Below are 14,261 nucleotides of genomic sequence, written 5' to 3' on the forward strand. Positions count from 1 at the left end.
CATTAATAGGCTGCTAACATCGATGACTATTTATCGATTAGATGCTATCTATTTGCTTATCAACACAACAGGCTACCCCGTCAAAAAAGCATTAACATTTCTGCTTTATGATCTACAATTCAAGTTCGCCTATATTAACTTTGAGCCAATTTACTTCGACGCATAGAACATGATTCTGCTGACGGGGCAGATATAAACTTTCATTTCAAAGGAGTCTCACTGTGATTAAATCACGGCATTTTAACATGCAAACTTTGCTCACTGCATTCTGTACCTTAGCCCTAACACAAGGCGCGTACGCAGGGTTTAAAACAACCAACAACATTAACTGGACTTACGACAATAGCAACGATACCCACTATCTCGATACCCCAAATGCCTACCTAACAATAGAAGGTTTAATATCTGGCAACCCCAGCCTAGCCATACCAGATAAAAACTTCTGGCTTAATAATTCATACACCAATAACACACACCTCACATACACTGGCACGACATCAATCAGCACCAGTAAAAAGAACTTTACCGCGATCAAATACAACACTGCCGCTGACAAAAAAGCAACAAACAATATCAATGGCAAAATTGTTGTTGAATCATCAAATAGCGGCACAAAACTTATCAGTAATGAAATAGGTAACCTAGAGTTCAGCAACGCAAAAGGTAGTTGGTACGTCAATTCAACTTCTAGCAATGCGTATGGAGTCTATTCAACAAACGATGTCATCTTCAACAACGATTATGACGCAGGCATACATGTCGCCGGTAACGGATACTACATTAATGGTATCTATTCGAACAAAGAACTGATCATGAATGGTAATTTCGATGGAACAATCTCAATCGAAAGCCCATCTGGCGCATACAATTACGCCCTATATGGCAAGGACGGCATCACAATCGACGGCTATATAGGTAGTGGTTTCGCCGTCACAGGATACGCCGCCAACAAAGGCATGTACTCATTACAAGATATCTATATCGGTGGTCATTTCGTGGGATTTGCAGAAGTAACCTCAACGAATGGTTCAGCATACTCAATACATGCAGGCAACGATTTCACATTAGATGCCCAATTAGCTGCTCTCATAAATACAAGAGGTTCTTCACAGGTCGTTGGGATCAGAGCAAATCGTTATCTTAAAATTAACGAGGGCATGAACGCAGAAGTCATATCTAACAGTGCAGGCAACCATACAGGCGGTCTTTATGTAGACAACGGTGATATCACCATCGGCTCTGCCGCTACCCCTGAAGGTATCCGCGGTTACATACATACAAACGTGCAAGGTAACTACGAATCCGACGAAGACTATGCCGCTCGTTTTGGTACAACATCATATTCCTATGGCATTAACGCGCAAGACCAAACCAGCAACAGCTTCAATGTTGGCAATATCACAATCTATGGCAATGTCTCAGGCGATATCGATGTACGTTCCGGCGGTAAACAAGCCTATGGCATGATCGCCGACCGAAACATCCACATCGTCGGCGACCTTTCCGGTAAGCTCAACGCAAGCTCAAATAACAACGAAGCCTACGGCCTCTACGCGTTAAACGATATCACCATCGATGGCAGCCATACCGGCCAAACCACGGTCAGCGCGGCAGGCAGTAACGCTTCCGCTTTCTATACCAAATCCGGCGACATCAATGTGCAAGGTTCGCTAGGCGGAACCATCTCAACCACCAGTGGCGGACAAGCAACACACAGCGTTTATTCCGGTTCCGACATCAACATCAATCAAAACCTATCTGCCAACATCACAACCACATCTCAAAGCCACAACACCAGCGGCCTATACGCATCCGACATCCTCACTATCGGCGGCGACGTCACCGGTAATATCGTCACCACCAGCACCAACGGCCACCGCAGCCGCAGCCTCTACGGCGGCAAAGGCATCTCAATTGCTGGCAACGTCTCAGGCGACATCACCTCCAAAGGTGGCGGCGGCGAGATGCGCGGCATCATGACCAACAACACCGGCAGCATCTCAATCGGCGGCGACCTCACCAGTGACTTCCTCATCGAATCAGGCGGCTCCGCCCACGCCCTCTCATCCGGCATCGACATCATCGTCGACGGTGAATATGGCGGCTCAATCAACACTTCCGGATCAGCCGACACACACGGCTTCCGCGCTGGTCAACACATCAACATTAAAAAAGGCATCACAGGCAGCATCACCGCCAACAGTGCCGGCGATAAAACCAGCGGTCTCTACACGACCAACGGTGACATCACCATCGGCTCAACCGTCGCCAACGGCATCACCGGCAACATCTACGTCAACACCAAAAAGGAAAGTGAAACCGAAGAACAATACACCACTCGACTAGCCAGCACGGTGAACGCCTATGGCATCAACGCCGAAGATCAAACCAGCAATAGCTTCAACGTCGGCAACGTCACAATCCACGGCCCCTTCTCCGGTAACATCGACGTCCGCACAGGCGGTAAACAAGCCTACGGCATCCGCGCCGAACGTGACATCAACATCAACGGCAACATCACAGGCACGATCAATACCGATGCAGGCAGTGAAAAATCTTACGCAATTTCCGCTGACGGCGACCTGAATATTAATGGAAAGTACATGGGCACCATCACGTCCAAATCTGGAGCCGCTCATGCATACGGGTTCTATGCCGGCAACGAACTTCTTTTCAATCAGTCAGTACTAGGTTCAATTACGGCAACCAGCGGCACAACTAATGCATACGGCATCTACGCTGATTCGGATCTTACAATTCAAGGCGATTTACGTTCCGAAATCACAACGCAATCTAGTGGCTACTATACAGGCGCTGTTTATAGCAAGGGCAATCTGAATATTCACGGCGAAGTCTCCGAGAATATTCAAACTACCAGCACAAATGGCGCATACGCTTATGGACTACATGGTAATCAATCACTATCAGTTCACAGTGTTATAGATGGCGAAATTATTGTTAACTCAAACACTGCAGCGAGAGGACTATCCACCTATGGTGATCTCTTGGTAAATGGTGGAATTGAAGGTGATTTAATCATTACATCGCAAGGATCCGTTGAAGCAATTAGTGCAGGCCAGAAGCTCACCTTAGGAAGATTAAGTGGTGAAATTCATGCAGTAGGCACCCAAAGCGTCTACGCAATCAAAGCAGGTTATTTTGATAATCTTATTGTTGACAATGAAGTCAATGCATCTGCAAGCAACGGCCAAGCCTACGCAATCCACACCGCCTCCTCTTACAACCACAACGAAACCGTTAATATCAACTATGGCGTCGATGTTTACGGTGACATCCACCTTGGCAATCACAACGGCACCGGCTCACGCGATACAATCAATTTCAAAGGGTATGGCCAATATAATGATGACCTGTACGGCGTCGAAACCATCAACATCAATCAAGGTTCTTTAACGAGTACAAATCATACTTGGAAACTCAACCTAGAAAATTCGGAAACATCGACCCGCAACAAGTTTGTTGATGTGAACGTCAACCACGGCAAACTTGCTTCAAACGCCAACATGACAACACAAAACCTAACAATCGCAAACGACGGCGGTCTCTCCTTCGCACTCACCAACCCTACCGACGATATCGCCATCACTGTCACACAAAACACATCACTCGACGGCAGCCTCGCGCTTGAACTCACTCAAACCGTAACAGATTACGATCTCGGCGACTCATTCAAACTCATCAACGGCAGCAACCTCTCCGGCATCTTCGATACCATTGAAAACGCAATGGTCACTGAAACCACCGGCTTGGCTGTACTCTACAATCACTTCAGCGGCAACGATCTCATCGCCCGCTTCTCAATCCTCGGCGATGCCAATCTCGATAACGTCGTTGACATGGCAGACGTCAATCTTGTCCAAGCAAACACTGGAGCCACTACCACCCAAACCTGGGTCAACGGCGACTTCAATGGCGACGGGATCATCAACGATGTCGATATGAATATCGTGACTGCCAACTACGGTGTAGACGCAACCAACATCGTCTACAATCCAAACGGCGCCGCTACCGCACTTAGCGCAATCCCAGAACCTTCTTCACTCCTCCTCCTCGGCTCCGCCGGCATACTTCTCATTCGTCGTAAACAATCCGCATAGTACGCAATCTCAAAACACAATCATCTCAAAGGATCAAGGCATCAGCCTTGATCCTTTTAATTTATCCCTATGACTCACTTGTCACTACACCAAAAGAGCTAGGAACGTTGTACTGCGCATCATCAATGCTCTTGTTAAGAAGTTTTACTACTTTCAACAACGAAAACATATGTCCTAATTATCAACACAACAGGCTAGCCTTATCATTAATTACACAATTTCCTTTACATAGAATAATCTCAATACTTACAATCACGTCCGATAACACCTATCATTTTCGCCTTAGCACATCGCCTTACCAAGGTTTTCAAGGATATTTTTCAATACCAAATCCATAAATATGGGGCAAACAAATGCATCGTAAATATCACTATTTCTGCCGTCTCGGATTAGCTGTATTGTGTTCAATGAATACGAGTACTCTGGCATTTGGCTATTTCCAAGGTTCATATGGCAATTGGACTTACACATCAGCAGATACTGGAGATAAGACAAAGGGCGTTTTCCCATACGATTCAGTCAGGGTTCATGGCCAGATAGCCAACGTATCAAATCGCGTGTTCATAGATTCAAACAGTATGTATTGGATGACCAACAGCGGCAATGGGGCTGGCAATAATACGATTACTTGCACCGGCAATACATATCTTCAAACACAAATTAAATCAGGCCTTCCTTTCTACGCCCTAAACTTTGGCAACAATGAACATCACACCCCAAATCTCACTATAAAAACTCAATTCGGCAATAAATCCGCAGAAATGTTTCACGTCAGATTTCAACCAAATTCTGTACCAATCAAAAATCGTGAAGTGGGTTTAATACGAAATGCAGGTGGCAACATCACATTCGACCAAGACTTTATTGGTAATTATGAGTTGCTTAACTTCTTCGGTTACGCTTACAGCGTTAGAGCTTTGAAATCTAGCAACAGTGACCCGAATAATTCGGGAAACATCACAATTAACAATGATTTACTCGCCACAATCTCTACCAAAGGCTACGGCTTTAGTAAAAGTTTCTACAGCCAATCCAACTTTACTGTTGGAAACAATTTTTCTGGATCAATATTTACCGAATCTGACCATAGCAGTGCATACAGCATTCACGCCTCCGGCAACGTAGATATCGGAAATCAATTAACTAGCCAGATCACATCTGATGGCGATACAGACGCATGTGGGATTTATGCAGGCAACAACATGAGCATCGCCAATGGCATCTCGGGCACAATCAATGCGCTGGGTGGTGATAAAGCACATGGTATTTACGGTGGTAACATCAACATCAATGGAATTTTTTCGGGCACTATTAGCGCACAATCTGGAAATAAACAAGCATATGGTGCTTATGCAAACAATAATTTTTACGCGAAAAACATCACAGGCATTATTCAAACTACTGCAAGCAATAACTCTGCTTATGGCATATACGCCAAATCATTACAAATTGACAACATTAGCGGGACAATCAAAGCCATTTCAAATAGTTCTAATGCAAATAATACTGCTTATGCCATTCAATCATACGGTAACGACAATGATTACATCGTTCTAAATACAGGCGCAAACATCATAGGCGACATTGATCTAGGAAATGACAAAGGTACAACGCGAGGTGATATACTCCACCTCCTAGGCTCTGGATCAATGAATTATGATTTACACAACATTGAGACATTACATGTATACGATGAAAAATACTCAGATCCAGAACTATGGACTCTTAATCTTGCAAATACTGCAACCAGTTCACGAAATTCTTTTGTACATACCGAGATTGACGGTGGCATACTTCGTGCTAATTCTAACTTTCAAACGCAAAATTTGAGAATTATGAATGAAGGCGGGCTTTCTTTCAACCTATATGACCCTAACCAAGATATCGCTTTAAATGTAACTAAGAGTACTAGAATAGCCGGCCGCTTAATATTAGATAAGGAATTTTCTGTAAACGAATGTGCAATAAATGATCAATACACACTTGTTGATGGCGACCTCATTCAAGGAAATAATATTGATGGCATGTTCGATATTATTTATGGTACTATAATATCTGACGAACTAGGTTTGGCAGTATTATACAATCACTATGGTAATGAAGATATTATTGCAAGAGTTACTCTGTTAGGCGATGCTAATCTCGATAATGTCGTGGATATGACCGACCTTCAAATTGTCCAAACGAAAATGAGTGAACCTTACCCTGTCGCAGGTGTTTGGACAGAAGGAGATTTTAATGGTGATACCATAGTCAATGACCTAGATTTAAATATAGTTACTGCAAATATGAACTTAAATGCAAATGACTCGTATTCCGCACTAACACTCCGTGCAATCCCAGAACCATCTTCACTCTTCCTCCTCGGCTCCGCCGGCTTACTCTGCTTCCGTCGTAAACGTATCGCATAAACACAACACATATCACCTAACCACACAAAGGATCAAGGCATTCGCCTTGGTCCTTTTCTTTTATCCCAGCTTTCTATTTGCTCCCCTGCCCTGCCCCTGCAACAATATTGAGTACCTCACATCGCAACAGGAGTTTTAACACATGCGCGTCGTCTTACAGCGAGTTTCCAAAGGTTCCGTTACCGTCGAAAACCAAATCGTCGGTCAAATATCCCGCGGCTACGTCATCCTTCTCGGTATCGGACACGCCGACACAAAGCAAACCGCTGACAAAATGGCGGACAAGATCATAAACCTCCGAATCTTCAATAACGACGACGGCAAGTTCGATCTCTCCCTCCTCGATATCAACGGCGAAGCGCTCGTTGTCTCGCAGTTCACCCTATTCGCCGACTGCAAGAAAGGGCGCCGGCCCAACTTCACCAATGCCGGCAAACCCGATGAAGCCTCTCCACTCTGCGACTACTTCATGGATAAACTTAAAACACTCGGCATCAAAAACGTTCAGGGCGGTATCTTCGGCGCACACATGGATGTCGACATCCACAACGACGGCCCCGTCACCATCATCCTTGACTCTGAACAATTCGGGTTTTAAGCAATCCACCACCTTCCATAACAATAAAAAAACGGTGCATAATCGCACCGTTTTTTTATTGAAACTTCACATTGAAGTATTTTAGACACGGCGTTGAACAAGCAATAACGAACCAACGCAAAGTAAAACAGAAAACAACGCAGGTTCCGGTACAATCATAAAGTCTGGCGATGTCTGAAATACAACATGATCAATCATCATCGACCCTGTTCCTGAGATCATTGAACCTGAGCCATCACCGATCACCAGGGTATTACTGAACGTCGTAGGATACGCATCCCCATGATATAAAACCGTCGAACCATCTAATCGATACGTCACCAATCCATCCTTCAACAACAGTTCGTACTGATGATATTCTGTCGTATCAACCGCAATAAGCTGCGTTTCAAGATTCCCTGTGGGCGTATGATATTTTGTAATTTCAATCGTATGATTGTCAATCAACCCAAGCCCAGCAAAATGCGCACCATCATAAAAATACATACTCCATTCCGTCGCCAACGGCGCGAGTTTTGCGGTCACACTTAAATAATTACCATCACTACTCGGAGCCAAATTCCAAGGTACAGCAAAACTAGGATGGTTATATTTACCAAACCATATTCCTTCAGCCGGCGCTGTCGTTAATGTAAGTTCGCCACCACTTACGCTCCCACTTGTACTACTAAATTCAACATATGAAAACGGATCCGTATGATTGTTCGGCATCACCGATGCGTCATAATCAATGTATATCGCATTCACAGGCGTAGCACTACAACATAAAACCAATGCAAAGCAATGGTACAACACATATCTGATATGTCTCATAATCTCCTCCTATCGAGATAATGACATGAATATTCGCACGCATTCTAACGTGAACATTAAACACTCATAACAGGAGATACCCGCGATAACAATCGGGGTTACAGTCGAGAATGCGCATAAAAAATTGGCAGTATCTGTTGTGATGCTGCCAATGAAATAATTCTATTTAATGTTGAGCAATGAAGACAATCACTCAACAAACATGGCTTCGACAAATGACGGTGGATCGAACGGTTGCACATCATCCGGCGTCTCGCCCACACCAATAAACTTCACCGGTAAATTCAGTTCCTCACGAATCGCAATCACGATACCACCGCGAGCGGAGCCGTCGAGTTTCGAGAGGAAGATGCCAGACACATCGGATGCTTGCGTGAAAATTTTCGCTTGGTTGATTCCGTTTTGACCTGTGGTCGCATCGATCACAAGAATCGTTTCATGCGGCGCTCCCGGAATTTTTTTGCCGACGACGTTTTTGATTTTCGTGAGTTGGCGCATCAGGTGTTCTTGTGTGTGCAAACGGCCTGCGGTATCGATCACCAAACAGTCAACACCACGAGCAACAGCGGCGTCGGCTGCATCAAATGCAACGGCAGCGGGATCCCCGCCCTGCTTACCTTTTACGACTTCAACACCGAGACGGTCGGACCAGATTTCGAGTTGTTCAACAGCAGCAGCGCGGAATGTGTCACAGGCAGCGAGCAGAACAGTTTTGCCTTCATCTCGGAGTGATTTGGTGATCTTAGCAATGGAGGTGGTTTTGCCTGCACCGTTGATGCCGGCAACAAGAATGACTGTTGGGCCGGATTCAGCGAAATGGATCTGCCGATCTTCATCGGGGAAATAAGCGATGAGCTGGGATTTAAGGAATTCCCACGCGTCGGTGCCTGTGGTGATTTCTGAGCGCTCCCAGCCGGCTTGGATGTCCTTACGGAGTTCGATAGCGGTTTTGACGCCGACGTCGGCTTGGATGAGGAGTTTTTCGATTTCACGGATAAGTTCAGCGGAAAGTGCCTTGCCGACAAGGATATTGCGCAATTGCGCGGTGGGGCCTGCCTCACGGGTTTTGGAGAGGCCGTCTTTGATTTTGGTGAATACGGATTTAAATAATCCCATGCTGGTTTGACCGTTGGGTTGGGGGTTTGGGGTGTTGAATGTTAAGTCGCTTGGTGAGCCATGATAGCAGGTTGGGCGGGTGTGGGCATGTTTGAGCGGGATGGGATTTGGGAGGCCCGGCGCGCACAAAAATACTGGAAATCAGATTTTAAAGGGTTTGAAAATGGCTGATTTCAGAAAGTCCAGTTGCGCGTTATTGTTTAATTTTCGATCGGTAATGCTTAATTCCATTTATAGAACACGGTTATACGGGCCAGAAGCCGGGTTGAGTTCATGAGGTGGCTGAATTCGGGCGGTTTTTTGCGCCTAATGTGCGCGATGAGGGTGGTTATCCAGAATTTTTGATGCGAAACGAGCCATTTTCGAGTCTTTTTGGGTCATTTTTGGCCATAAATGAGGCAAAACCGATAGTTTTCGGGTCGTTTTTGGATGTGAACTACGCTTTTGTGCGCGCAGATTGTTGAAACATCGGATGCGATAGCTATTACGTACGTGCAACCGGGCAGCCATAATCAGAGGTATCAAGTAAGAATGGATAGCGGGGGAGAAGGATGCAAGGCTATAAGGCGTAAGATGACCGGGGAGAGGATGGGGGAGAGGATTGGGGGGAGGGATGGGGATATTTTAGGCAATGGATGTTGTACAACAAAAAAGGAACGAAGAAAGGGATGAGAGAGGAGAGGAGGGAGGATTAGTTGTTGATGTGGGAGAGGGAAGGCGGCGCGGCGTGATTGAGTGTGTTGCGCTGCTTGCGGAAAACAATCGCGAGTAGGCAGCTAGAGATGGTGAGCAAAAGTGCGTAGATACTGTAGAGGACATAGGTGATGATAAAGAAGAACGTATAGATCATATAGGCACGCAATGATTGAACCTGCCAAATAGAGGAGCCACACCAGAAGAGAACGGTTACCAACGTGTATAGCAATGCGGCCAAGGCGGTGATCTGAAAAGCTGATTTGAGTTTTGGAGCATGAGTGATGCTGGCTAATCGACGGCCCCACCATGCAGTCGCGAACGGGATCAAAAGTGATGGGAACGCGGCAACGTAATAGATTGCTGTGATGATTTGATGGATATTAAAAGACCCGAATGATAAATTCGGATACGAACGGGATATCCAGAATCGAAAGAGCATAAAAATCATTGCGACATAAATGAGGGGGATGGCGATGGCCATGATTATGCTATAAACACGTCTATCTCGTGAATAGTGGTCAAATCTTTGTATCTTTGGTGTATAGAGGAAGAATGCGATTGCGATGAGAAGATAATTAATGAAGTTACTTCCCTCTAGTACATACTGATAAGCTTTAAGGAATGGATCTAAATTACGATTATACTGTTCCGTCATGGCATAAGAGATCATGCTGGCAGCTTGCACCAAGATGAAAGGCAACAGAACGATAAGGCAGATGGTGTTTGTGATTGCGTTGAGGATGAGGCCAGAGAAGAATCGTTTGTTTAAGCGGGAGTTTTTGAGGGGGTACGTAGCGATATCGAGTGATTGTTCGACGGGCGTGCCGCACTCGGGACAAGCGGCGTCGATATGGGCGGAGTAGAGGTTGTAGCCACAATGATGGCATGGAATTTCGGAGTCAACTTCACGATCGGACGTGAGCTGAGTGGTCGGAATGGTTGGATTATTCATGGGTATTGGACGTTTGTGAAAATATTCGAGCATGAGACGTAGGCCATCGTACAACTTGCATATTTATATGATAAGTGAGTTTTGCGTGATAAGACAAGGTTATTATTGCGGCGTGGGTGCGAGCTTAGCAGAAGAATTTGGGAGTGATACCAAACTTGTACGCGGCTATGGTACGGAGCTTTAAAGATCATTGAGAGGCTACAGCGTCAATTGCTTACGGGCATGAGGGGATCGCGTTAACGATGCAGGATTTAATCTGTGCGATTGTTCCATGTCAGCACATACGATGATCAGCAGAATATTGGCGCGATGTTTTTTGAACAATAAAGAAGTAGGGAGATCAAATTATTGAATAGATGATATGACTAGGATTGAGGCATATGATGTATTGCAAGTATTATGGAAAGGACAAATGATGTTGAGATATCATCACCTAGGATTACCTACGGATGAGAAGAAGGACGGGATGCGACGACTGGATGATTTGAAGATGTGGGTGTGCGGTTATGAGGAAAGTGAGTACAAGATCGAATGGATGTATTTCGAGGAGGAGTGTGAGTTGCCTGAGTTGGTGAAGAGTGTGCCACACGTTGCGTTTGAGGTTGAGAGTGTGGCGGAGGCGATACAGGGGAAGCATGTGATTATCGAGCCGACGTCGCCGAGCGATGGATTGATAGTCGCTTTTATCGAAGAGAATGGGGCACCGATCGAGTTTATCGAAACGCGATCGTATTAAGGGAATTCGCGAGTGGAAATGTAATGAATATCTGAAAATCATCCGATATTGGAAATGATTTAGATCAAACTAAAAAGCTAAGCGTCTTAACGATCGAATCACTTTCATTGGATCATCTCTCTTATACGATTTCGGAAGACTATTATGAAATTCAAACTGTCATTATTTTTAATGATTACGCTTATGCTTTTAACTGGGATGGCTGATCGGGCTGATGCTGCGGTCATTCATTATCGTGCGCAGGGGCATTTCATTTCATCATTCAATCCTCACGGGATGTTGGATCACATCTTGCCGTTGGTTTCGTTTGATACGAATGATGCGAACAACAAAGTAACCGTAGATATTATGGTTGATTACGAGGGGGTTTCACCTGAGCAAGGGGCGTCGCCAGGCACGGGGTGGTTTTATAAGGACGTGGTGGAGAGCTATGTGTATACGATTGATGGGACGCAGTATCAGTTTAACACGAATTACACGACTACGATGATCAATGTGAAAGATGGCGGCTCGCCTACAGAGATAGATATCTGGTCGGTGTCGCTGTTGAATGAGGCAACGCTGCAAACAGATGCGATTGGGTTTGGGTTTGAGCCATCGACGTATACGTCTGATATTAACCCGGCGGATTTTCCGAGCGGCGCGACGATGACGAACGCTGAGGGCGGGATCGCGTATTTCAGTACGGCGTTTAATACGTTGGTGTATGCGATTGATTCGTGGGAGATTGTAGAAGTACCTGAGCCGGGGAGTGTTGCGATGGTAGCGATGGGGTTGGTTCTACTACGAAAACGACGATCCACACGATAAGTGATAAGAAAACTGAATGAAATGAATAGTAAAAAAGCCTCGCGTTGTACGAGGCTTTTTGTTTGGTTGTTTATGTGTGTTGGCTGATTATGAGCAGCAACCAGTACCGCCGATGCCCTGCCCTGATGCGGCAGCTGCGGCGGCGAGGCCTGCAGCGGATCGGTTGATGGGCTCTTTGGGCATTTCGCCGGAGTTTAGGACAGAGAGGGCCATAATGGAACCGTCACGGCGTGACATCATTTCGGGCTTGCCGGGTGCAGAATCTGCACCGGGGGCAAGAACTGTGGCGTTAATGGGGTCTGGTTCGTAGACGTTGCCTGTGTCGTCGGTGTATTTGAGGCCGAGATCTTTGAGGAGTTGGTGGTCGGCTTGTGGGGTGCGGCCGAAGGTCGTGAGGTAGTTACCGATGAGGAATGACGAGGCGCCGCAGAAGAATGCGAGTGCTTGTGTGTCGCGAAGGATTTTTTCGCGGCCGCCAGCGAGCTTGATGGAAGCGTCGTGGAGGAGGAAGCGATAGATGGCGATGATCTTGAGACACTCCATGGGCGGAAGTTCTTCGATTGTGCCGTGGAGCTTTGTGCCGGGGATTGCGTAGAGGAAGTTGACGGGGACGGTGTCGACTTTGAGGTCACGGAGTTCGATGGCCATGTCGATGCGGTCTTCCCACTGCTCGCCCATGCCGAAGATGCCGCCGGCACAGATGTGCATGCCAGCGTCTTTGTAGGTTTTGATGGCGTCAACACGGTCTTGGTAAGAGTGGGTTGAGGTGACTTTGTGGAACTGGCGACGAGAGGTTTCGAGATTGTGATTGATGCGTTTTACGCCCATGTCGTGAAGGCGTTCGGCTTGTTCTTTGGTGGCGATGCCAAGGGTTGCACAAGGGTTGATCTTGCCGTTCTTGCCTTCTGATGTATTGCGGAAGAAGGGTTCCATCCAATCGAGTTCGGCGTCGGTTGGACCACGACCGGAGTTGACGATGCCGAATGCGTTGGCGCCGTTCTTGGCGGCTTCGCGGGCAGCCTCTTCCATATCCTCGACGGACATTTTGTCGGGCGTTACGTGTGTTTGATAAAGCTTGGATTGTGAGCAGTAGGTGCAGTCTTCAGGGCAGGCGCCAACTTTGCCTGCAACGATGGAGCAGAATTTGACGTGCGGGCCGACGAATTTCTGTTTGATCTTGTTTGCCCAGAAGAAGAGATCGTGGAGATCTGTATCAGGGATTTGTGTGAGTTGCATGGCTTGTTCTCTGGTGGCGGGTGTGCCGGAGAGGACTTGCAATGCGGTGTCCATGATGAATTGATTGAGACCCGTATCTGATTGGCGAATCATTGTGGGTGGCTCGCTTTCTTTGGTAATAAAAAAGGGTTTGTGTTGAGGTTCAGTCGGCGCGGCTGCATCACTAATGCGGCGGCGAAACAAGCGGGGCATGAGTTATTGAGCGATGAGAGGTGTGAGCGGGGTGCGTGCTTGCTTGGAATCTGAAACTATCAAACAAAACCCGGGGGATTTATAGATTGTTCGTGCATGGGGCATGAAGCGTAGGTACAGCGATGGATACCGATGCTGTTCCAATAGATTCATGCGATGCAAGACAACACAGGACGAATGATTCGGCGAATAATCTTAGCGTGAACGACGACGACGTGGGGTGTCGGCATCATCGGTAGACTCGCGGCCTTGCATGGCTTGTGCGAAGAGTTCGTTGACGTCTTCACGGTGCAAGAGCTCGATGTTTTTACGTTGCGAATCGGTGCGGTAGATGGCGAGTTTACCGGTGGGCCCGTCGAGGACAAAAAGGCCGTCTTCACCGTTGCGGATTTGAGCGGTGAGGTATGTGACGTTGCGCTTGGTGATTGAGACATCTGCTTCGGCTGTGTTTTGGAAAGCTGAAGAATTGGTGAGCACAACGACGAGGATCGCGGTGAGGATGAATGTGGAGGCGAGGAGTGTGTAGCATGCAAGTTGCGTGCGGTTCATATTGAATCTCCCATGAAGGGGTTATATTTTTTAA

Annotated in this window: 10 protein-coding genes; 5 read left to right on the top strand and 5 right to left on the bottom strand. The window is 46.5% G+C overall.

Annotation, left to right across the window (positions count from 1 at the left end; translation table 11 throughout):
- The first annotated feature begins 245 nt into the window (after nt 1–245).
- The 3 genes from KS4_RS13910 (at nt 246) to dtd (ending at nt 7,127) form a co-directional block, all read left to right on the top strand.
- Complete coding sequence (locus tag KS4_RS13910; RefSeq protein WP_145079332.1) at nt 246–4,118, top strand: beta strand repeat-containing protein; 3,873 nt, start codon at nt 246–248, stop codon at nt 4,116–4,118.
- Between the two features lie 353 nt (nt 4,119–4,471).
- Nucleotides 4,472–6,529: a PEP-CTERM sorting domain-containing protein gene (locus tag KS4_RS13915; protein ID WP_145079335.1), complete on the top strand. Its 2,058-nt coding sequence runs from the start codon at nt 4,472–4,474 to the stop codon at nt 6,527–6,529.
- Between the two features lie 142 nt (nt 6,530–6,671).
- The gene (gene dtd / locus KS4_RS13920) at nt 6,672–7,127 is read left to right on the top strand and encodes a D-aminoacyl-tRNA deacylase (protein WP_145079338.1); all 456 of its coding nucleotides are present in this window, start codon (nt 6,672–6,674) and stop codon (nt 7,125–7,127) included.
- Between the two features lie 81 nt (nt 7,128–7,208).
- Here the strand turns inward: dtd and KS4_RS13925 are convergent, their stop codons facing one another.
- The 3 genes from KS4_RS13925 to KS4_RS13935 form a co-directional block, all read right to left on the bottom strand.
- A complete protein-coding gene (locus KS4_RS13925; protein ID WP_145079340.1) occupies nt 7,209–7,940 on the bottom strand; it encodes a hypothetical protein in 732 nt (243 codons plus the stop codon).
- A 189-nt stretch (nt 7,941–8,129) separates the two neighbouring features.
- Nucleotides 8,130–9,056, bottom strand: a complete 927-nt coding sequence (ftsY, locus tag KS4_RS13930; RefSeq protein ID WP_145079343.1) for a signal recognition particle-docking protein FtsY — start codon at nt 9,054–9,056, stop codon at nt 8,130–8,132.
- A 691-nt stretch (nt 9,057–9,747) separates the two neighbouring features.
- A complete protein-coding gene (locus KS4_RS13935; RefSeq protein ID WP_145079346.1) occupies nt 9,748–10,704 on the bottom strand; it encodes a hypothetical protein in 957 nt (318 codons plus the stop codon).
- Nucleotides 10,705–11,116: 412 nt separating this feature from the next.
- On the opposite strand from KS4_RS13935, the gene KS4_RS13940 reads away from it, so the two are divergent.
- Both KS4_RS13940 and KS4_RS13945 read left to right on the top strand, forming a co-directional pair.
- Nucleotides 11,117–11,440, top strand: coding sequence for a hypothetical protein (locus KS4_RS13940; protein WP_200761278.1), 324 nt, complete (start codon nt 11,117–11,119; stop codon nt 11,438–11,440).
- A 144-nt stretch (nt 11,441–11,584) separates the two neighbouring features.
- Nucleotides 11,585–12,250, top strand: a complete 666-nt coding sequence (locus tag KS4_RS13945) for a PEP-CTERM sorting domain-containing protein (RefSeq protein WP_145079349.1) — start codon at nt 11,585–11,587, stop codon at nt 12,248–12,250.
- Between the two features lie 87 nt (nt 12,251–12,337).
- Here the strand turns inward: KS4_RS13945 and bioB are convergent, their stop codons facing one another.
- Both bioB and KS4_RS13955 read right to left on the bottom strand, forming a co-directional pair.
- Nucleotides 12,338–13,579 (bottom strand): biotin synthase BioB, encoded by a 1,242-nt coding sequence (gene bioB, locus KS4_RS13950; protein WP_200761279.1) that lies wholly within the window; start codon nt 13,577–13,579, stop codon nt 12,338–12,340.
- A 294-nt stretch (nt 13,580–13,873) separates the two neighbouring features.
- The gene (locus KS4_RS13955) at nt 13,874–14,227 is read right to left on the bottom strand and encodes a hypothetical protein (RefSeq protein ID WP_145079355.1); all 354 of its coding nucleotides are present in this window, start codon (nt 14,225–14,227) and stop codon (nt 13,874–13,876) included.
- Nucleotides 14,228–14,261: the final 34 nt, after the last annotated feature.

Origin of the sequence: Poriferisphaera corsica (genome assembly GCF_007747445.1) — a bacterium.
Taxonomy (GTDB): Bacteria; Planctomycetota; Phycisphaerae; order Phycisphaerales; family Phycisphaeraceae; genus Poriferisphaera; species Poriferisphaera corsica.

Bases quoted from the DNA above. Each gene is read 5' to 3' on its own strand.
- KS4_RS13910 (WP_145079332.1), top strand. From the start codon at position 246: ATGCAAACTTTGCTCACTGCATTCTGTACCTTAGCCCTAACACAAGGC.
- KS4_RS13915 (WP_145079335.1), top strand. From the start codon at position 4,472: ATGCATCGTAAATATCACTATTTCTGCCGTCTCGGATTAGCTGTATTG.
- dtd (WP_145079338.1), top strand. From the start codon at position 6,672: ATGCGCGTCGTCTTACAGCGAGTTTCCAAAGGTTCCGTTACCGTCGAA.
- KS4_RS13925 (WP_145079340.1), bottom strand. From the start codon at position 7,940: ATGAGACATATCAGATATGTGTTGTACCATTGCTTTGCATTGGTTTTA.
- ftsY (WP_145079343.1), bottom strand. From the start codon at position 9,056: ATGGGATTATTTAAATCCGTATTCACCAAAATCAAAGACGGCCTCTCC.
- KS4_RS13935 (WP_145079346.1), bottom strand. From the start codon at position 10,704: ATGAATAATCCAACCATTCCGACCACTCAGCTCACGTCCGATCGTGAA.
- KS4_RS13940 (WP_200761278.1), top strand. From the start codon at position 11,117: ATGATGTTGAGATATCATCACCTAGGATTACCTACGGATGAGAAGAAG.
- KS4_RS13945 (WP_145079349.1), top strand. From the start codon at position 11,585: ATGAAATTCAAACTGTCATTATTTTTAATGATTACGCTTATGCTTTTA.
- bioB (WP_200761279.1), bottom strand. From the start codon at position 13,579: ATGATTCGCCAATCAGATACGGGTCTCAATCAATTCATCATGGACACC.
- KS4_RS13955 (WP_145079355.1), bottom strand. From the start codon at position 14,227: ATGAACCGCACGCAACTTGCATGCTACACACTCCTCGCCTCCACATTC.